13 protein-coding genes and 4 tRNA genes are annotated in these 20,108 nt (G+C 59.0%); all 17 read left to right on the plus strand.

Features of this window, described 5'->3' with window-relative positions; all coding sequences use genetic code 11:
* The first annotated feature begins 3 nt into the window (after positions 1-3).
* The 17 genes from CLU90_RS20210 (at position 4) to rpoC (ending at position 20,101) form a co-directional block, all read left to right on the plus strand.
* Positions 4-1,155 carry a class I SAM-dependent methyltransferase gene (locus CLU90_RS20210; protein ID WP_100428797.1) on the plus strand — a complete coding sequence of 384 codons (1,152 nt, stop codon included), beginning with the start codon at positions 4-6 and terminating at the stop codon, positions 1,153-1,155.
* 149 nt (positions 1,156-1,304) lie between these two features.
* Positions 1,305-2,381 (plus strand): J domain-containing protein, encoded by a 1,077-nt coding sequence (locus tag CLU90_RS20215; RefSeq protein WP_092713609.1) that lies wholly within the window; start codon positions 1,305-1,307, stop codon positions 2,379-2,381.
* Between the two features lie 63 nt (positions 2,382-2,444).
* Positions 2,445-4,040 carry a DUF3369 domain-containing protein gene (locus CLU90_RS20220; RefSeq protein ID WP_100428798.1) on the plus strand — a complete coding sequence of 532 codons (1,596 nt, stop codon included), beginning with the start codon at positions 2,445-2,447 and terminating at the stop codon, positions 4,038-4,040.
* A 133-nt stretch (positions 4,041-4,173) separates the two neighbouring features.
* Entirely contained in the window at positions 4,174-5,820 is a 1,647-nt protein-coding gene (locus tag CLU90_RS20225; protein WP_100428799.1) for a tetratricopeptide repeat-containing response regulator, read from the plus strand.
* Between the two features lie 232 nt (positions 5,821-6,052).
* Positions 6,053-6,137 (plus strand) — tRNA-Tyr (locus CLU90_RS20230).
* A gap of 62 nt (positions 6,138-6,199) precedes the next feature.
* Positions 6,200-6,273, plus strand: a tRNA-Gly gene (locus CLU90_RS20235).
* A gap of 43 nt (positions 6,274-6,316) precedes the next feature.
* Positions 6,317-6,391 (plus strand) — tRNA-Thr (locus tag CLU90_RS20240).
* 88 nt (positions 6,392-6,479) lie between these two features.
* A complete protein-coding gene (tuf, locus tag CLU90_RS20245; protein ID WP_100428800.1) occupies positions 6,480-7,670 on the plus strand; it encodes an elongation factor Tu in 1,191 nt (396 codons plus the stop codon).
* A gap of 66 nt (positions 7,671-7,736) precedes the next feature.
* A tRNA-Trp gene (locus CLU90_RS20250) sits at positions 7,737-7,812 on the plus strand.
* A 32-nt stretch (positions 7,813-7,844) separates the two neighbouring features.
* Positions 7,845-8,228 (plus strand): preprotein translocase subunit SecE, encoded by a 384-nt coding sequence (gene secE, locus CLU90_RS20255; protein ID WP_010394308.1) that lies wholly within the window; start codon positions 7,845-7,847, stop codon positions 8,226-8,228.
* Complete coding sequence (gene nusG, locus CLU90_RS20260) at positions 8,228-8,854, plus strand: transcription termination/antitermination protein NusG (RefSeq protein WP_092719293.1); 627 nt, start codon at positions 8,228-8,230, stop codon at positions 8,852-8,854. The genes secE and nusG overlap by 1 nt, the downstream gene beginning before the upstream one ends.
* 116 nt (positions 8,855-8,970) lie before the next feature.
* On the plus strand, positions 8,971-9,405 hold the full coding sequence (gene rplK / locus CLU90_RS20265) for a 50S ribosomal protein L11 (RefSeq protein WP_034753131.1): 435 nt from the start codon (positions 8,971-8,973) through the stop codon (positions 9,403-9,405).
* Entirely contained in the window at positions 9,405-10,100 is a 696-nt protein-coding gene (rplA, locus tag CLU90_RS20270) for a 50S ribosomal protein L1 (RefSeq protein ID WP_034753134.1), read from the plus strand. Before rplK ends, rplA begins: the two co-directional genes overlap by 1 nt.
* Positions 10,101-10,420: 320 nt before the next feature.
* Positions 10,421-10,960, plus strand: a complete 540-nt coding sequence (rplJ, locus tag CLU90_RS20275) for a 50S ribosomal protein L10 (RefSeq protein ID WP_034753621.1) — start codon at positions 10,421-10,423, stop codon at positions 10,958-10,960.
* Positions 10,961-11,027: 67 nt separating this feature from the next.
* Positions 11,028-11,399, plus strand: coding sequence for a 50S ribosomal protein L7/L12 (rplL, locus tag CLU90_RS20280; protein WP_070223390.1), 372 nt, complete (start codon positions 11,028-11,030; stop codon positions 11,397-11,399).
* Positions 11,400-11,643: 244 nt separating this feature from the next.
* Positions 11,644-15,750 carry a DNA-directed RNA polymerase subunit beta gene (rpoB, locus tag CLU90_RS20285; RefSeq protein WP_092719289.1) on the plus strand — a complete coding sequence of 1,369 codons (4,107 nt, stop codon included), beginning with the start codon at positions 11,644-11,646 and terminating at the stop codon, positions 15,748-15,750.
* 109 nt (positions 15,751-15,859) lie between these two features.
* Positions 15,860-20,101, plus strand: a complete 4,242-nt coding sequence (gene rpoC / locus CLU90_RS20290; RefSeq protein WP_086140053.1) for a DNA-directed RNA polymerase subunit beta' — start codon at positions 15,860-15,862, stop codon at positions 20,099-20,101.
* The last annotated feature ends 7 nt before the right edge of the window (positions 20,102-20,108 follow it).

Genomic DNA, 20,108 nt, shown 5'->3' on the forward strand with positions numbered 1-20,108 from the left:
GGAATGTCTCTTCCCGCACCCGATAGCGACGCGCTGGCCGCGTCCCATGCCTTGCAGCACCAGATTGCCGCCGAAATCGCGCGCAATGACGGCGCCATTCCCTTTGTCCGCTTCATGGAGCTGGCGCTGTATGCGCCTGACCTCGGCTATTACAGCGGCGGCGCCGCCAAGCTGGGCAAAGATGGCGATTTTACAACCGCGCCGGAGATTTCGCCCCTGTTCGGCGCCACCCTGGCCCATGTGGCAGCCGCTATTATGGCGCAAACGGCCCCGCGCATCCTCGAATTCGGCGCCGGCACGGGCAAGCTGGCCTTCGATATCCTGACGGAAGCGGCGCAGGCCGGCATCGCGATCGAACAGTATGCGATCGTCGAATTGTCCGGCGAATTGCGCGCGCGCCAGGAGCGGGCGCTGGCCGCCTTCCCGCAGGTGGTGTGGCTCGACGGTTTTCCCGACAGTTTCGACGGCGCCGTGTTCGGCAATGAAGTGCTCGACGCCATGCCCGTCAACCTGATCAGCAAGACGCCGGCCGGCTGGTGCGAACTCGACGTCAGTATTGCCGACGGCCAGTTCGTGTTCATCGAGCGCCCGGCCGGCGCCGACGTGGCCGCGCAGATCGCCGCCCAGGTGCCCGGCGCGGACGACTTGCCGGTCGGCTATGTCAGCGAAATTCATGGCGTCGCCTGCGGCTTCATGCGCTCGCTGGCGCAGATGCTGACCAATGGCCAGGGCGGCGCGGCCGTGCTGTTCGATTACGGTTTTCCGGCGCACGAGTATTACCTGGACTTGCGCGCCACGGGCACCCTGATGTGCCATTACCGCCATCACGCCCACGCGGAACCGTTTTATCTGCCCGGCTTGCAGGACATCACGGCCCATGTGGATTTTACGGCCATGGCGGTGGCGGCGCAGGATGCGGGCCTCGACGTGCTCGCCTATATGAACCAGGCGTCCTTCCTGCTGGGTTCCGGTATCGGCGACCTGCTGCTGCGCACCGATCCGCAGCAGGTCAAGACTTACCTGCCGCAGGCCAGCGCCGTGCAAAAGCTGGTGTCGCCGGCCGAGATGGGGGAATTGTTCAAGGTGCTGGTGGTGGGGCATCAGGTGGCGTTGCCGCAAGCGCTGTTGTCGAGTGACCGCAGTCACCGCCTGTAAGCGCCGGCAATATCAAGGCAGGGCAGTTCCGCCCTGCAATTTCCTGTCCGCCGGTGGTTATTATCTTGTCATATCGTATATGATGACCGACACAGCACGGTTCCATCCTGCAAGAACCCGTCGCCGCGCACCGATTTCAAGATAGAACGATGGGAAAGATACATACACACTATGACAACCTGAAAGTGGCGCGCCTGGCGCCGCAGGAAGTCATACGTGCCGCGTACAAAGCCCTCAGCCAGAAATACCATCCAGACAAGAATCCCGGCGACGAAAAGGCGGCCCGCATCATGGCCATCCTCAACAGCGCCTACGGCACCTTGTCCGACCCGCAACGCCGCAAGGAGCACGACGAGTGGATCGCCGCCGAGGAATGGGAAATCGAATGGCTGGAAAGCACCCACCAGGAAGAAGGCAAGAGCCGCGATGGCCGCGCGAAAGGTCATGCCCAGCCGCATGAGCACACGTGGGCGCAGGATGTGCCGCCGCCGAAGGGCAAGCCGCGGCGCGGCATGCAGCCCATCTGGCGCAACTGGCGCTGGTGGCTGAGTCTGCTTGTCTGCCTGCTGCTGGGCTGGCTGGGCGCCTTGCTGATGCTCGATACCTCGCAGCCCATGCCTGCCGCGCTGGCCTCGGCCTGGAGCGGCCTGGCCCGCGATGGCGCTGCTCCCCCTGCGCCGGAGGCCGCGCCGGCGCCATCGAAAGGCGAGGCCGTGGCAGTCGATAGCTGGGCCGTGGGCAAGCCGTATGCGGCCGAACCCGCGCAAGCGAAGGCACCCGAGATCCGCGTGCTGGCTGTGGCGCAGCTGAGCCTGAAAGCGAGCCGGCCCGCCTGCGATGGCGTGGGCCAGGCCGATTCGGCGGCGCTGGTGGCGCCGAATGGCGAGCCATGGCCAGCGCGGTCCGGTTATGTCGATGGCTTCCCGATCGGTAACAAGGGCGATGAACTGGTGTTGACCATCGATAACAGCGGCAATGCCGCGCCCGTCTTCGTCAAGCTGTATGACCAGGAGCGGCGCTCGAATGTGCGCTACCTGTACATCCTGGCCAATGACAAGCTGACGGTGGAACAGCTCAGCGCGGGCAAATACGAAGTGCGCTACCAGGCCGTCGGGCCTGGCCAGGACAATTGCGGCGGCAACACGCGCAGCGGCGCCTCGATACCGGCGCCAGCGCCCGCCGCGGGAGAGGGCGGTACGCAGAATCCTGTTGTAAGCAGCATCTAATCTGATTATGCTTGATATGCGTCAACGCAGCGTCCACATCGAACTTATCCCTTAGGAGTATTCATGACCGACCTCAAAGCCGATGCAGATGATAACTGGCTGCTCGACGAAGATGAGCCGGTGGCCAGTCCCTCCGGGCTGGCCGCGCCCGACCAGCGCCTGTGGCGTGTCCTGATCGTCGATGACGACGTCGATGTGCATGCGGTCACGCGGCTGGCGTTGCGCAATGTCAGTTTCAAGGGCCGCGAACTGGAACTGTTTTCCGCCTACAGCGGCCGCGAAGGGTACGAGATCCTGCGCGACACGCCCGATATCGCGCTGGTGCTGCTCGACGTGGTGATGGAAACGGATGACGCCGGCCTGATCCTCGCCAAGCGCATTCGCGCCGACCTGAACAACTCCATCGTCCGCGTCGTGCTGCGCACGGGCCAGCCGGGCCAGGCGCCCGAGCAGCGCGTCATCATCGAATACGACATCAACGATTACAAGGCGAAGACGGAGCTGACGACGCAAAAGCTGTTTACGACCGTCATTTCGGCCCTGCGCGCCTACGAGAGCCTGATGATGCTCGAGCGCAGCCGCATCGGCCTGGGCAAGATCCTCGCCGGCGCCACCAATCTGTACCAGATTCATTCCCTGCGCGAATTCGCTTCCGGCGTGCTCAACCAGGTCAGCGCCATCCTCGACGTGGGCGCCGATGGCGTGCTGTGCTTGATGCAGGGCGGCGCCGGGCGGCCCGAGGTGGTGGCGGCCACGGGCACGTATGCCGTGCTGGCCGAGTCCGAAGCGATGCCGGCCGATCACGCGCTCACGCCCACCATCGACAAGGCCTTCGCGGAAAAGCGCAGCCAGTTCGAGCATCCGGCCAACGTGCTGTTCATCCATACGGAAGGCAACCGCGAACTGGCCATCTCCGTCACGCCGCCGTGGCCGCTGGCGCAGATCCAGCGCGACTTGCTGGAAGTGTTTTGCCAGCGCATCGCCGCCGCCTTCGACAACCTGTACATGTTCGGCCAGCTGCGCAAGGCGCAGGAAGCGACCGTCGTGGCGCTGGCCGACCTGGCCGAGTTCCGCGACAGCGACACGGGCGGCCACGTGCGGCGCGTGCAGCAATTGTCCGACGCCATCGCCCAGCGCATGCAGCAGCGCGGCGCGTATGCCGACGAGCTCAGCCCGCAGCTGCTCGACATGATCGGCCTGGCCAGCATCCTGCATGACGTGGGCAAGGTGGCCACGCCGGACGCCGTGCTATTGAAACCGGGCAGGCATACGGACGAGGAACGCACGCAGATGCAGCTGCACGCCAGCGTCGGGCGCACCATCCTCGAGCGGGCCGCCAACATGGTCGACGGCGTCAGCTACCTGACGTACGGCGCGCAGATTGCCGGCGGCCACCACGAACACTTCGATGGCGCCGGCTATCCGAACGGCCTGAAGGGGCGCGACATTCCCGTGGCCGCGCGCATCGTGGCCGTGGTCGACGTCTTCGATGCCTTGCTGCACGAGCGGCCCTACAAGGAGCCGTGGCCGTATCCGCAGGTGCGCGAATACATCGAACAGCGCAGCGGCAGCCAGTTCGATCCGGAAGTGGTGGCGGCGCTGCTGGACCTGATCGACAACGAGCCGCAACTGTGGCATCCGGAGCACGCCACCGCTTGAGCCGCAACCGCGTTGGCGCTTTTCGGCACGCCGCCATTCCCTTGCGCGCGGCGCCGTCATATACTCGGCAGCCTCATGCTGGCCGGCGCCACGCACCAGTGTGGCGCGCCGCGGAGTTTTCGGACATTACGACATGAAAGAACTCAAGGGCCTCAGCGCACTGATCATCGAACCGCATCCGGGCATGCGCGCCAGCCTGCACAATATGCTCAACCTGTGCGGCCTGGCGAAGATCGACGACGCGGCCAGCTCGGGCCAGGCGATCCGCATGCTGGGCAGCAAATCGTATGATCTGATCCTGTGCGAATACGACCTCGACGGCGGGCAGGATGGCCAGCAGATGCTGGAAGACTTGCGCCACCACAAATTGATGCACGCTTCGACCATGTTTTTCATGGTCACGGGCGAAGGCAGCTTCGCCAAGGTGGTCAGCGCCGTCGAGCTGTTGCCCACCGATTACATCCTCAAGCCATTCACTGCTGACAACATGCTCGAGCGCATCGGCCGCGCGCTCGACAAGCGCAATGCCTTCGTACCCGTGTATGCACTGATCGACGTGGGCAATGAACGCGCGGCGATCGCCGCCTGCGCCGAGGGCGCCAGCCTGTATCCGCGCTACGCCACGGATTTCCTGCGCTTGCGCGCGGAACTGCATCTGCTGCTGGGCGAGGCGACCGACGCCGAGCCGATCTACGCGGCCTTGTACGAGAGCAAGTCCATCGGCTGGGCGCGCCTGGGACAGGCCAAGACACAGTTCCTGCTGGGCGAGTACGAAGCGGCGCAGGGCATGCTGGAAGGGCTGCTGGACAACAACAAGCGTTTTCTCGATGCGTATGACTGGCTGGCGCGCACGCATCTGGCGCAAGGTAAACCGGAACTGGCACAGGCCGCCCTGAGCGAAGCGGTGGCCCTGTCGCCGCACGCCGTGCGCCGCTTGCGCCGCCTGGGCGAGGCGGCCCTGGCGGCCGATGATATCGACATGGCGGAAAAAGCCCTGAAGCTGGTGGTCAGCAAGGCCAAGTATTCGGAATTCCGCGATCCGGAAGACCATGTGCGCCTGGTGCAGACCCTGGTGCGCAAGGGTGACCCGCTGCAGGCGGGCGCCGTGATCCGCGATCTCGACAAGTCGATGGGCGGGCAAAAGAATGCGGAACTGTGCAGCGCCCTGTGCAGCGCCATGCTGCATGCGCAGACGGGCAACGAGGAGCGTCTGCAGCAATCGTTGGACGCGGCCCTGGCCGCCAACCGCCACAGCGTGGGCGGCTCGAACATGCTGAAAACCGAGCTGGCGCGCCACTGCCTGGCGCACGGCCGCGAAGATGGCGCGGCCGAGGTGATGCGCGAAGTCATGCGCAACGCGCCCGACAGCGCCGCCATGACGCGCGCCATGGCCGTGTTCGAACAGGCGGGACGCGAAGAGCTGGCCAAGGCGCTGGCGCGGCAAAGCCGCCAGGAAGTGGCCGATATGGTGGCGGCCGGCGCCGCCCGGGCGGGCGAGGGCGATTTCCGCGGCGCCGTCGATCTGATGGGCGAGGCCGTCACGCGCCTGCCCGACAATCCGCAAGTGGTCTTCAATGCGGCCGTTGCCGTGCTGAAATGCCTGGAGCACGAGGGCTGGGATGAGCGCATGGGGCAGCAGGCGCTGACGTTTATCGCCGGTGTGCGCCGCCTGGACCCGCGCAACCCCAAATTGCCGGTGCTGTCGGGCCTGCATCAGCAGTTGTTGCGTAAATATAAGCCCTTGGGCAACACCTGGATGCATCCGCCTGACGCACGGTGAACGGGAGAAAACGGGGCGAATGACGGGAAAATGCGGCTTGCGGGCAGGGAAGATAAAAAAAATGCGAAAAAAGCCGACTTTTTCGCGCCAACCCTTGCACATTCTCAAATCGGGAGCTTATAATCACGCCCCGAAGCAGCCAACTTCTTCTTTATACGCAAATGCAGCAGTCAGGCATCAGTAAATAAGGTTGACAGTTGTGAGTAGATGCTTCATACTCTGCGGTTCCCGCGGAGGGGTGGCCGAGTGGTTAAAGGCGACAGACTGTAAATCTGTTCTCTATGAGTACGCTGGTTCGAATCCAGCCCCCTCCACCAAGTTTTTGCAAGGAAAACTGGGTAGTAGCAAAAAGCAAGTGAAGAAAAGTGAACGATACCTCGCGGGTGTAGCTCAATGGTAGAGCAGAAGCCTTCCAAGCTTACGACGAGGGTTCGATTCCCTTCACCCGCTCCAGTTTCCGTTCAGATGCTTGATGCATCGCATGCAACAAATTACAGCCCTTGTAGCTCAGTGGTAGAGCACTCCCTTGGTAAGGGAGAGGCCACGTGTTCGATCCACGTCAAGGGCACCAGAATTCGCAGCAGGCAGCACAGAAGCAATTCAAACCAGACCGTCGGGCGTGTGCCTGAGCAATCTAATCAAATCATTAGGAGTTCAAAATGGCAAAAGGTAAATTCGAACGGACCAAGCCGCACGTCAACGTCGGCACCATCGGCCACGTCGACCACGGTAAAACCACGCTGACCGCTGCAATCGCAACGGTTCTGTCGAAGAAATTCGGCGGCGAAGCTAAAGCATACGACCAGATCGATGCGGCTCCAGAAGAAAAAGCGCGCGGTATCACGATCAACACCGCCCACGTCGAGTACGAAACGGAAACGCGTCACTACGCGCACGTTGACTGCCCAGGCCACGCCGACTACATCAAAAACATGATTACCGGTGCGGCGCAGATGGACGGCGCGATCCTGGTGTGCTCCGCAGCTGACGGCCCAATGCCACAGACCCGCGAACACATCCTGCTGGCCCGCCAAGTTGGCGTTCCATACATCATCGTGTTCCTGAACAAGTGCGACCTGGTCGACGACGCAGAGCTGCTGGAACTGGTTGAAATGGAAGTGCGCGAGCTGTTGTCGAAGTACGAATTCCCAGGCGACGACCTGCCTATCATCAAAGGTTCGGCACGTATGGCGCTGGAAGGCAAAGAAGGCGAAATGGGCGTTGACGCAGTGCTGCGTCTGGCCGATGCGCTGGATGCCTACATCCCAACGCCAGAGCGCGCTGTTGACGGTGCGTTCCTGATGCCAGTGGAAGACGTGTTCTCGATCTCGGGTCGCGGTACCGTTGTGACCGGTCGTATCGAGCGCGGCATCATCAAAGTCGGCGAAGAGATCGAAATCGTCGGCATCACCGATACCGTCAAAACGACTTGCACCGGCGTGGAAATGTTCCGCAAACTGCTGGACCAAGGTCAAGCAGGCGACAACGTTGGTCTGCTGCTGCGCGGCACCAAGCGTGAAGACGTGCAACGTGGTCAAGTTCTGGCCAAGCCAGGCTCGATCAAGCCGCACGCCCACTTCACCGGCGAGATCTATGTTCTGTCGAAAGACGAAGGCGGCCGTCATACGCCATTCTTCAACAACTATCGTCCACAGTTCTACTTCCGTACGACGGACGTGACCGGTTCGATCGAGTTGCCAGCAGACAAAGAAATGGTCATGCCAGGCGATAACGTGTCGATCACCGTCAAGCTGATCAACCCGATCGCGATGGAAGAAGGTCTGCGCTTCGCTATCCGTGAAGGCGGCCGTACCGTCGGCGCCGGCGTGGTTGCAAAAATCCTCGCATAAGGAAATGTTATGCTTCCACCCGGGGCGTCCTGGGTGGTAGAATAGCACTCCTCGAAAGTTTTACGTAGGGACGTAGCTCAATTGGCAGAGCGTCGGTCTCCAAAACCGAAGGTTGGGGGTTCGATGCCCTCCGTCCCTGCCACCGTCAAGGTGCAGGGCACCGAAAGTAGAAAAATGTCAAATCAATCCGTGCAAACCGTTAGCACGTCGAGTGACAAGATAAAAGTCGCGCTGGCAATAGTGGCTGCGATTGCAGGAGTAGTCGGGTTTTATTACCTGGCAGGCCAACCAGCTCTGGTGCGTGCAAGCGCGCTTGTGGCTGGTTTGGTTATTGCTGTTGCGCTCTTGTATGTCTCGACGACCGGCCGTGAATTTCTCAATTTCGCCAAAGAAGCAGTGCGCGAAACCAAGAAAGTCGTTTGGCCGACCCGCAAAGAAGCCACGCAGATCACTGCGATCGTGTTTGCCTTTGTGCTGGTCATGGCGATTTTCCTGTGGGGTACGGATAAATTGCTCGAGTTTTTGTTGTATGACGTAATTCTTGGTTGGAAAAAATAATGAGCGAAAATGTGCATGATGAAGCGGCGGACGAATCCGTTCCGGGCGACGCTCCGGCAGCGGATACTGGTGCAGCGCTGAGCGTGCCAGTGAGCAGCAAGCGCTGGTATGTCGTGCATGCTTATTCCGGCATGGAAAAAAGCGTCATGCGCGCACTGACCGAGCGCATTGAGCGCGCGGGCATGCAAGACCAGTTCGGCCAGATCCTCGTGCCGATCGAAGAAGTGGTTGAAGTCAAGAATGGTGTGAAGTCGGTCACCGAACGTCGTTTCTATCCTGGCTATGTGCTGGTTGAAATGGAAATGACGGACGAGAGCTGGCACTTGGTCAAGAACACCAGCAAGGTTACCGGTTTCATCGGTGGCAAATCGAACAAGCCGACGCCGATCTCCGCGCGCGAAATCGATGCCATCATGCGCCAGATGCAGGAAGGTGTTGAAAAGCCCCGTCCGAAGACCTTGTACGAAGTGGGCGAGCAAGTCCGCATCAAGGATGGTCCGTTCACCGATTTCAACGGCAATGTCGAAGAAGTCAATTACGAGAAATCCAAAGTGCGCGTTTCTGTCACCATCTTCGGCCGCGCTACTCCGGTAGAGCTCGAATTCGGCCAGGTCGAAAAAGTTTAAATCTGTATCAAGCGCCACCAGGAGCGTCCCGGTTTTATCAGGGAAATCCGGTCAGAGGAGCCCCGCCAGGGTAGGATCGGCGGGGCGCTACTACTCAATCCAAGATAGGAGCCATCATGGCAAAGAAAATCATTGGTTTTATCAAGCTGCAAGTGCCAGCTGGTAAAGCAAACCCATCCCCACCAATCGGTCCAGCTCTGGGTCAACGTGGTCTGAACATCATGGAATTCTGCAAGGCCTTCAATGCACAGACCCAAGGTCTGGAGCCAGGCATGCCGATTCCAGTCGTGATCACCGCGTTTGCGGACAAGTCCTTCACGTTCGTGATGAAGACGCCTCCAGCAACCTACCTGATCAAAAAAGCTGCTGCGATCACCAAAGGTTCGCCGAAGCCACATACCGACAAAGTCGGTACGCTGACCCGCGCACAAGCTGAAGAAATCGCTAAATTGAAAACCCCTGATCTGACCGCTGCCGACATGGATGCTGCTGTGCGCACCATCGCTGGTTCCGCTCGTTCGATTGGTATCACGGTGGAAGGTGTTGTATAATGGCTAAGTTATCCAAACGTATCAAGGCTTTGAAAGCCAAAGTCGACCGTACCAAAGTGTACGCTTTCGACAACGCTGTCGCTCTGATCAAAGAGTGCGCAACGGCCAAGTTCAATGAATCGATCGACGTATCGGTACAACTGGGCGTAGATCCTAAGAAATCCGACCAAGTGGTGCGCGGCTCCGTCGTGCTGCCAGCTGGTACCGGCAAAACCGTGCGCGTGGCAGTCTTCGCGTCGGGCGAAAAAGCGGAAGCGGCTAAAGCTGCTGGCGCCGACATCGTTGGTATGGAAGACCTGGCCGAGCAGATCAAAGCCGGCGACATGCCTTTCGACATCGTTATCGCTTCGCCAGATACCATGCGTATCGTTGGTACCCTGGGTCAGATCCTGGGCCCACGCGGCATGATGCCTAACCCGAAAGTTGGCACTGTTACTCCTGACGTCGCTACCGCCGTGAAAAACGCGAAAGCCGGTCAAGTTCAGTACCGTACCGACAAATCCGGTATCATCCACGCTACCATCGGCCGTAAATCGTTCGCTGACGCAGATCTGAAGTCGAATCTGGTCGCACTGATCGACGCACTGAACAAAGCCAAGCCAGCATCGAGCAAAGGCGTGTACCTGCGCAAAGTTTCGCTGTCGTCGACCATGGGCGCTGGCGTCCGTGTTGACCAGGCTAGCCTGGCAGCTTAAGTAACAGAATCAAGTCCTGTAGCGCCTTCGGGCGCTGCGGGCGCATCTTTGGGCTGTCTGCCCGGTGTTCGCACCAGGCAGGCAGACAATCAAAGACCGTTGGGCCGACTGCGATCGCACATGCAGAAGGTTAATAGGCTGGCCGGCAACGGCCAGTGCCCAACGCAGATGGTGTACCCGAACAAGTTTTGTAGTCCTCATGCTGCGTGAATCCATCCGCTCAGTTTAGTACTTCTTGACTTCGGACGCCGTGTTCGAACCGATGCAAGGCGCTCAACCACTCGGTTGTGATTGCCGAACATCATTTAAGGAGGTTGACCGTGAGTCTCAATCTGAATGACAAAAAGGCCGTCGTCGCCGAAGTTTCCGCACAAGTAGCAAATGCGCAAACGATCGTCGTGGCCGAATATCGTGGCATCCAGGTTGGTCACTTGACGCAACTGCGTGCTAAAGCGCGTGCCCAAGGCGTGTACCTGCGTGTGTTGAAAAACACTCTGGCTCGTCGCTCCGTTGAAGGTACCGCATTCGCCAGCCTGGCAGATGCCATGACCGGCCCGTTGATCTACTCGATCTCGGCCGATGCCGTTGCAGCAGCTAAAGTCATCGCTGACTTCGCTAAAACCAACGACAAACTGGTCATCAAAGCAGGTAACTACGCAGGCAAGCCGCTGGATACAGCTGCTGTCACCGCGTTGGCGAGCATTCCTAGCCGTGAAGTCCTCATTTCGCAGTTGTTGGGCGTTATGCTGGCTCCGGTTTCGGGCTTTGCACGTGGTCTGGCTGCCCTGGCAGCGAAAAAAGGCGAAGGCGCCGAAGCTCCTGCAGAAGCAGCAGCAGAAGAAGCCCCAGCAGCCGCTTAATTGCGCGCGCTTTTTTCTCTCAGTACCAATCTGATGTAACTAACGTAATAAATTTAGGAGTTTCAAAATGGCAATTAGCAAAGACGATATCCTGGAAGCAGTTAGCGCCATGTCCGTAATGGACCTGAACGACCTGGTTAAAGCATTCGAAGAAAAATTCGGCGTGTCCGCAGCAGCAATGGCTTCGGCCGGTCCTGCAGCAGGCCCAGCAGCAGCTGCTGAAGAGCAAACCGAGTTCAACGTTGTTCTGGACACCTTCGGCGCAAACAAAGTTGGCGTCATTAAAGCAGTTCGCGAAATCACCGGCCTGGGCTTGAAAGAAGCTAAAGACCTGGTCGATGGCGCACCAAAAACTGTGAAAGAAGCAGTGTCGAAAGCTGACGCTGAAGCTGCAGTGAAGAAACTGGTTGAAGCCGGCGCAACCGCTTCGATGAAGTAATATCTGTACCGGCGGCAGTTAGCGCCCGAGTCAAAGTCTGAGGTTTCCCCTCGCAAGGGGGGAAATCCGACTTTGGCTCCTTTGTCGTCTGCATCGTATTTGTCACGTAGTTGTAGCAGCAGTTTTTATTCGATTCAAGCCGGAAAGCAGAGCCTTGAGGTTTCGTCTGTGTCACACGCAGCGGTGCAAACGAACACTTGCAAAACCTGAATTTTCTATCCTTTCTGTCACTCACGGAGTGTCCATGCACTACTCATTTACTGAGAAGAAACGCATTCGCAAATCATTCGCGAAGCGCGCCAACGTTCACCACGTTCCGTTCCTGCTGGCGACCCAGCTCGAGTCTTATCATAGCTTCTTGCAAGAGGACATAGCACCGTCCGGCCGCAAGAATGATGGCCTGCAGTCGGCTTTCACCTCGATTTTCCCTATCGTTTCGCACAATGGTTTTGCGCGTCTCGAATTCTTGTCGTACGTTCTGGGCGATCCTGCCTTCGACGTCAAAGAATGTCAACAACGTGGCCTGACGTTCGCGTCGCCGCTGCGCGCGAAAGTGCGTCTGGTGATCCTGGACAAGGAATCGCCAACCAAGCCCGTCGTCAAAGAGATGAAGGAACAGGAAGTCTACATGGGCGAATTGCCGCTCATGACGACCACCGGTTCGTTCGTGATCAACGGCACGGAGCGCGTTATCGTTTCCCAGTTGCACCGTTCGCCTGGCGTGTTCTTCGAGCACGACCGCGGCAAGACCCACTCGTCCGGTAAGCTGCTGTTCTCCGCGCGTATCATTCCTTACCGCGGTTCGTGGCTGGACTTCGAGTTCGATCCGAAAGACATCCTGTTCTTCCGCGTCGACCGCCGCCGCAAGATGCCGGTAACGATCCTGCTCAAAGCCATCGGCATGTCGCACGAGCAAATCCTGGCCAATTTCTTCGTCTTCGACAATTTCAACCTGCGCTCCGAAGGCGCGGAGATGGAATTCGTCGCCGAGCGTCTGCGCGGCGAAGTGGCGCGTTTCGACATCGTCGACAAGTCGGGCAAGACCCTGGTGCTGAAAGACAAGCGTATCAACGCGAAACACGTGCGTGATATCGAAGCTGCCGGCATCAAGCACATTTCCGTACCGGAAGACTACCTGCTGGGCCGCGTATTGGCGAAGAATATCGTCGATGGCGACACCGGTGAAGTCGTCGCTTCCGCGAACGATGAGCTGACCGAAGATCTGCTGGGTCGCTTGCGCGACGCCAACATTTCCGAAATCCAGACCTTGTACACGAACGACCTGGATCAGGGCGCCTACATCTCGCAAACCCTGCGTATCGACGACACCGCCGACCAGATGGCTGCGAAAGTGGCGATCTACCGCATGATGCGTCCAGGCGAACCGCCAACGGAAGACTCCGTTGAAGCGCTGTTCAACGGCCTGTTCTACAACTCGGACCGCTACGACCTGTCGGCCGTGGGCCGCATGAAGTTCAACCGCCGCATCGGCCGCGATGAACTGACGGGCGCCATGACCCTGTCGAACGAAGACGTGCTGGCCGTGATCAAGATCCTGGTGGAACTGCGCAATGGCCGCGGCGAAGTCGACGATATCGATCACCTGGGTAACCGTCGCGTACGTTGCGTGGGCGAACTGGCCGAGAATCAATTCCGCGCCGGCCTGGTGCGCGTTGAGCGCGCCGTCAAGGAACGCCTCGGCCAAGCCGAAGCGGACAACCTGATGCCGCACGACCTGATCAACTCGAAGCCGATTTCGGCCGCGATTCGCGAGTTCTTCGGTTCGTCCCAGCTGTCGCAGTTTATGGACCAAACCAATCCTCTGTCGGAAATTACCCACAAGCGCCGCGTATCGGCTCTGGGACCCGGCGGTCTGACACGCGAACGCGCCGGCTTTGAAGTGCGCGACGTGCATCCGACCCACTACGGCCGCGTCTGCCCGATCGAGACACCGGAAGGTCCGAACATTGGTCTGATCAACTCGCTGGCGTTGTATGCCCGCCTGAATGAATACGGCTTCCTGGAAACCCCGTACCGCAAGGTCGAAGGCTCCAAGATTACCGATCAGATCGACTACCTGTCCGCCATCGAAGAAGGCCGCTACATCATCGCTCAGGCGAATGCGACCATCAACGACGAAGGCATGCTGTCCGATGAACTGGTCTCGGCCCGTGAAGCCGGCGAAACCATCCTGGTATCCCCAGAGCGCATCCAATACATGGACGTGGCGCCGGGCCAGATCGTTTCCGTCGCTGCCTCGCTGATTCCGTTCCTCGAACACGATGATGCGAACCGTGCATTGATGGGCGCCAACATGCAACGCCAGGCTGTGCCTTGCTTGCGTCCGGAAAAAGCGCTGGTCGGTACCGGTATCGAACGCACCGTTGCGGTCGACTCGGGCACCACCGTGCAAGCGCTGCGTGGCGGTATCGTCGATTACATCGATGCGGGCCGTGTCGTGATTCGCGTCAACGATGACGAAGCGACCGCTGGTGAAGTGGGCGTCGACATCTACAACCTGATCAAGTACACCCGTTCGAACCAGAACACCAACATCAACCAGCGTCCTATCGTGCAAGTGGGCGACCGTGTTGCCAAGCGCGACGTGATCGCCGACGGCGCATCGACCGACCTGGGTGAATTGGCGCTGGGCCAGAACATGACCGTGGCCTTCATGCCATGGAATGGTCTGAACTTCGAAGATTCGATCCTGATCTCGGAAAACGTCGTCAAGGACGACCGCTACACCTCGATTCACATCGAAGAGTTGTCGGTGGTGGCCCGTGACACGAAACTGGGTGCGGAAGAAATTACGCGCGACATCTCGAACCTGGCTGAAAATCAGCTGGCACGTCTGGATGAATCCGGTATCGTCTACATCGGCGCTGAAGTGCAAGCCGGCGACACCCTGGTCGGTAAAGTGACGCCTAAAGGCGAAACCCAGCTGACCCCGGAAGAGAAGCTGCTGCGCGCGATCTTCGGCGAAAAAGCCTCGGACGTGAAAGATACGTCGCTGCGCGTGCCTTCGGGCATGATCGGTACCGTGATCGACGTGCAAGTCTTCACCCGTGAAGGCATCGTGCGCGACAAACGTGCCCAGCAAATTATCGATGACGAACTGAAACGTTTCCGTCTGGATTTGAACGACCAGATGCGTATCGTTGAAGGCGATGCCTTCCAGCGTCTGGAAAAAATGCTGATCGGCAAAGTTGTCAACGGCGGCCCTAAAAAGCTGGCCAAAGGCGCCAAGATCACCAAGGAATACCTGGCCGATCTGGACAAATACCACTGGTTCGACATCCGCCCTGCGGACGACGATGCGGCGGTAGCGCTGGAAGCGATCAAGGAATCGATCAACGAGAAGCGTCACCAGTTCGATCTGGCCTTCGAAGAGAAGCGCAAGAAACTGACGCAAGGCGATGAGCTGCAACCAGGCGTGCAAAAAATGGTCAAGGTGTACCTGGCCGTGAAACGCCGCCTGCAGTCGGGCGACAAGATGGCAGGTCGCCACGGTAACAAGGGTGTGGTTTCCCGTATTGTTCCTGTGGAAGACATGCCATACATGGCCGACGGCACGCCAGCCGACGTTGTGCTGAACCCGCTGGGCGTTCCTTCGCGGATGAACGTTGGTCAGATTCTCGAGACTCACCTGGGCTGGGCTGCCAAGGGTCTGGGTATCCGCATCGGCGAAATGCTGAAGGCGCAAACCAAGGTCGAGCAAGTGCGCAAGTACCTGACGACGATCTACAACGACAACGGCCGTGCCGAAGACTTGAACGACTTCGACGACGAAGAGATCATGAAGCTGGCGGAAAACCTGAAAAAAGGTGTTCCATTCGCCACGCCAGTGTTCGACGGCGCCAATGAAGCCGAGATCCGCCGCATGCTGGACCTGGCGTATCCGGACGACATCGCCAAGAACCTGGGCATGACCGCGTCGAAAAACCAGGTGACCATGTATGACGGTCGCACCGGTGAAGCGTTCGAGCGCAAGGTTACTGTCGGCGTCATGCACATGCTGAAACTGCATCACTTGGTCGATGACAAGATGCATGCGCGTTCGACCGGTCCTTACTCGCTGGTGACGCAACAGCCACTGGGCGGTAAAGCCCAGTTCGGTGGTCAGCGTTTCGGTGAGATGGAAGTCTGGGCACTGGAAGCGTATGGCGCGTCGTATGTCTTGCAAGAGATGTTGACCGTCAAGTCCGATGACGTGAATGGCCGTACCAAAGTGTACGAGAACCTCGTCAAGGGCGATCACGTGATCGACGCCGGCATGCCGGAATCGTTCAACGTGCTGGTCAAGGAAATCCGTTCGCTGGGTATCGATATCGACCTCGAACGCAACTAAAAGACAGCCATCTGTCATTTGGTGTGAGTAGTACAAAGCCCGGCTGGGAAACCACGCCGGGCAATGTAGTCTCAGGAATATAGAAATTTAATCACCTCTGGAGTGATACATGAAAGCACTGCTCGATCTATTCAAGCAAGTACAGACCAACGAGACCTTCGATGCAATCAAGATCGGTCTCGCTTCGCCTGAGAAAATCCGTTCGTGGTCCTACGGCGAAGTCAAAAAGCCGGAAACCATCAACTACCGTACCTTCAAGCCTGAGCGCGACGGCCTGTTCTGCGCCAAGATCTTTGGCCCGATCAAGGATTACGAATGCCTGTGCGGCAAGTACAAGCGCCTGAAACACCGCGGCGTGATCTGCGAAAAGTGCGGCGTCGAAGTCACCCTGGCCAAAGTGCGCCGCGAGCGCATGGGCCACATCGAGCTGGCCTCGCCGACCGCGCACATCTGGTTCCTGAAGTCCTTGCCGTCGCGTCTGGGCATGGTCCTGGACATGACCCTGCGGGACATCGAACGCGTGCTGTACTTTGAAGCATACGTCGTGACCGATCCAGGCATGACCCCGCTGAAAAAGTGCCAGATCATGTCGGAAGACGACTACGCCGCCAAGTACGAAGAGTACGGCGACGACTTCACCGCCTTCATGGGCGCCGAAGGTATCCGTGAACTGCTGCGCTCGATCGACATCCACCGCGATGCCGAAACCCTGCGCGTGGAACTGAAGGAATCGAAATCCGAAGCCAAGATCAAGAAATACGCGAAGCGCCTGAAAGTGCTGGAAGCGTTCCAACGTTCGGGCATCAAGCCTGACTGGATGATCATGGAAGTGCTGCCAGTGCTGCCGCCGGAACTGCGTCCGCTGGTACCGCTGGATGGCGGCCGTTTCGCGACCTCGGATCTGAACGATCTGTATCGCCGCGTCATCAACCGTAACAACCGTCTGAAACGCCTGATGGAGCTGCGCGCTCCAGAGATCATCACGCGCAACGAAAAGCGCATGCTGCAAGAAGCGGTCGATTCGCTGCTGGACAACGGCCGTCGCGGCAAAGCGATGACCGGCGCCAACAAGCGTCCGCTGAAATCGCTGGCAGAGATGATCAAGGGCAAGGGCGGCCGTTTCCGTCAAAACTTGCTGGGCAAACGCGTCGATTACTCCGGTCGTTCGGTCATCGTCGTGGGCCCGCAATTGAAACTGCATCAGTGCGGCTTGCCGAAACTGATGGCGCTGGAACTGTTCAAGCCATTCATTTTCAATAAACTGGAACTGATGGGTCTGGCTACCACGATCAAGGCCGCCAAAAAGCTGGTCGAGATCCAGGAGCCGGTCGTGTGGGACATCCTGGAAGACGTGATCCGTGAACATCCGATCATGTTGAACCGCGCACCTACGCTGCACCGTCTGGGTATTCAGGCGTTCGAGCCAGTCCTGATTGAAGGCAAGGCCATCCAACTGCACCCGCTCGTCTGCGCCGCATTCAACGCCGACTTTGACGGTGACCAAATGGCGGTCCACGTTCCTCTGTCGATCGAAGCGCAGATGGAAGCACGCACCCTGATGCTGGCATCGAACAACATCCTGTTCCCATCGAACGGCGAACCGTCGATCGTGCCGTCGCAGGATATCGTGCTCGGTCTGTACTACGCGACCCGCGAAGCGATCAATGCGAAGAACGAAGGGATGATGTTCCCTGACGTGTCGGAAGTGATCCGCGCCTACGACAACAAGGAAGTCGAACTGACGACCCGCGTCACCGTGCGTATTACCGAATACCCGAAAAACGCCGAAACGGGCGAATTCGAGAAGACGGTTACCCGCTACGAAACGACGATCGGCCGTGCGATCCTGTCGGAAATTCTGCCGAAAGGCCTGCCGTTCTCCGTCTTGAACCGCGCGCTGAAAAAGAAAGAAATTTCCAAGCTGATCAACACGTCGTTCCGCAAGTGCGGCCTGCGCGCCACCGTGGTGTTCGCAGACAAACTGATGCAATCGGGTTTCCGCCTGGCGACACGCGCCGGTATCTCGATCTGCGTCGACGACATGCTGGTACCGCCTCAAAAAGTCACCTTGATCGCGACGGCCGAATCGGAAGTCAAGCAGATCGAACAGCAATACGCTTCGGGTCTCGTGACCGCCGGCGAGCGTTACAACAAGGTCGTCGATATCTGGGGCAAGACCTCCGATGAAGTCGGCAAGGCCATGATGGACCAGCTGAAAGTCGAAGACGTGATCCGCCGCGACGGTACGCAGTCGACGCAAGAATCGTTCAACGCCATTTACATGATGGCCGACTCCGGTGCGCGTGGTTCCGCAGCCCAGATTCGCCAGTTGGCCGGTATGCGTGGTCTGATGGCCAAACCGGATGGTTCGATTATCGAAACGCCGATTACCGCGAACTTCCGCGAAGGTCTGAACGTTTTGCAGTACTTCATTTCGACCCACGGCGCTCGTAAAGGTCTGGCCGATACGGCGCTGAAAACGGCAAACTCGGGTTACCTGACCCGTCGTCTGGTCGACGTGACGCAAGACTTGGTGGTGATCGAGGACGATTGCGGCACCATGAACGGTACCGTCATGAAGGCCCTGGTTGAAGGTGGTGAAGTCATCGAACCGTTGCGCGACCGTATCCTCGGCCGCGTGGTGGTGCATGACGTCGTCAATCCTGAAACCCAGGAAACCCTGTATGACGCCGGCACCCTGATGGACGAAGACATGGTCGAAGAGATCGAGCGTCTGTCCATCGATGAAGTCAAGGTTCGTACGCCACTGACTTGCGACACGCGCTTCGGCCTGTGCGCCAAGTGCTATGGCCGCGACCTGGGCCGCGGCATGCTGGTCAACGCCGGCGAAGCCGTCGGTGTGGTGGCAGCGCAGTCGATTGGTGAGCCTGGTACCCAGCTGACCATGCGTACGTTCCACATTGGTGGTGCGGCATCGCGTGCGGCAGTGGCATCGTCGGTGGAAGCGAAATCGAACGGCACCATCCGCTTCACGGCAACCATGCGTTACGTGACGAACGGCAAGGGCGCGCAAATCGTCATTTCCCGTTCCGGCGAAGTGCTGATCACCGACGACCATGGCCGTGAGCGTGAGCGTCATAAAGTACCGTACGGCGCGACCCTGATCGTCAAGGACGGCATGGTCATCAAGGCCGGTACGGCCCTGGCAACGTGGGATCCGCTGACCCGTCCGATCATTACCGAATACGCCGGTCAAGTGCGTTTCGAGAACGTCGAAGAAGGCGTCACCGTAGCCCGTCAGGTCGACGAAGTGACCGGTCTGTCCACCCTGGTGGCGATCGATGCGAAACGTCGCGGTTCGCTGACCAAGACCCTGCGTCCGCAAGTCAAGCTGATCAACGACGCGAACGAAGAAGTCAAGATCGCCGGCACCGAACACTCGGTGGCGATCGGCTTCCAGGTCGGCGCGCTGATCATGGTCAAGGACGGTCAACAGGTATCGGTGGGTGAAGTGCTGGCACGTATCCCGACCGAATCGCAAAAAACGCGCGATATTACCGGTGGTCTGCCACGCGTTGCGGAACTGTTCGAAGCCCGTTCCCCGAAAGATGCCGGTATGCTGGCGGAAGTCACGGGTACGGTTGCGTTCGGTAAAGAAACCAAGGGCAAGCAGCGTCTGGAAATCACGGACATGGACGGCAACAAGCACGAGTTCCTGATTACCAAGGACAAGCAAGTGCTGGTGCATGACGGCCAAGTCGTGAACAAGGGCGAGATGATCGTGGACGGCCCGGCCGATCCGCAAGACATCCTGCGCCTGCTGGGTATCGAAGCGCTGGCACGTTACATCGTTGACGAAGTGCAAGACGTGTACCGTCTGCAAGGCGTGAAGATCAATGACAAGCACATCGAAGTGATCGTGCGTCAGATGCTGCGCCGTGTTCAGATCGTCAATGCCGGCGACACCAACTACATCGTTGGCGAGCAGGTAGAGCGTTCGGAACTGCTGGACGAGAACGATCGCGTGACGTCGGAGAACAAGATCCCTGCGACCTACGAGAACGTCTTGCTGGGTATTACCAAGGCTTCGCTGTCGACCGATTCGTTCATCTCGGCCGCATCGTTCCAGGAAACCACCCGCGTGCTGACCGAAGCGGCGATCATGGGCAAGCGCGATGGTCTGCGCGGCCTGAAAGAGAACGTCATCGTCGGCCGCCTGATTCCTGGCGGTACGGGCCTGGCCTTCCACCGCGCACGCAAAGAGAAAGAAGCGTGGGAAGTGGAAGAGCGTCAAGCACTGCTGCTGGCCGAGAAAGCCTCGATGGCTGGCGAAGCTGCCGAAGCGCTGCAGGACATCGAAACTCAGCAACACCACGGCGACGAAGCGTAATCTGCGC

This window comes from Janthinobacterium sp. 67 (assembly GCF_002797895.1).
Lineage (GTDB): Bacteria > Pseudomonadota > Gammaproteobacteria > Burkholderiales > Burkholderiaceae_D > Janthinobacterium.

Bases quoted from the DNA above. Each gene is read 5' to 3' on its own strand.
- CLU90_RS20210 (WP_100428797.1), top strand. From the start codon at position 4: ATGTCTCTTCCCGCACCCGATAGCGACGCGCTGGCCGCGTCCCATGCC.
- CLU90_RS20215 (WP_092713609.1), top strand. From the start codon at position 1,305: ATGGGAAAGATACATACACACTATGACAACCTGAAAGTGGCGCGCCTG.
- CLU90_RS20220 (WP_100428798.1), top strand. From the start codon at position 2,445: ATGACCGACCTCAAAGCCGATGCAGATGATAACTGGCTGCTCGACGAA.
- CLU90_RS20225 (WP_100428799.1), top strand. From the start codon at position 4,174: ATGAAAGAACTCAAGGGCCTCAGCGCACTGATCATCGAACCGCATCCG.
- tuf (WP_100428800.1), top strand. From the start codon at position 6,480: ATGGCAAAAGGTAAATTCGAACGGACCAAGCCGCACGTCAACGTCGGC.
- secE (WP_010394308.1), top strand. From the start codon at position 7,845: ATGTCAAATCAATCCGTGCAAACCGTTAGCACGTCGAGTGACAAGATA.
- nusG (WP_092719293.1), top strand. From the start codon at position 8,228: ATGAGCGAAAATGTGCATGATGAAGCGGCGGACGAATCCGTTCCGGGC.
- rplK (WP_034753131.1), top strand. From the start codon at position 8,971: ATGGCAAAGAAAATCATTGGTTTTATCAAGCTGCAAGTGCCAGCTGGT.
- rplA (WP_034753134.1), top strand. From the start codon at position 9,405: ATGGCTAAGTTATCCAAACGTATCAAGGCTTTGAAAGCCAAAGTCGAC.
- rplL (WP_070223390.1), top strand. From the start codon at position 11,028: ATGGCAATTAGCAAAGACGATATCCTGGAAGCAGTTAGCGCCATGTCC.
- rpoB (WP_092719289.1), top strand. From the start codon at position 11,644: ATGCACTACTCATTTACTGAGAAGAAACGCATTCGCAAATCATTCGCG.
- rpoC (WP_086140053.1), top strand. From the start codon at position 15,860: ATGAAAGCACTGCTCGATCTATTCAAGCAAGTACAGACCAACGAGACC.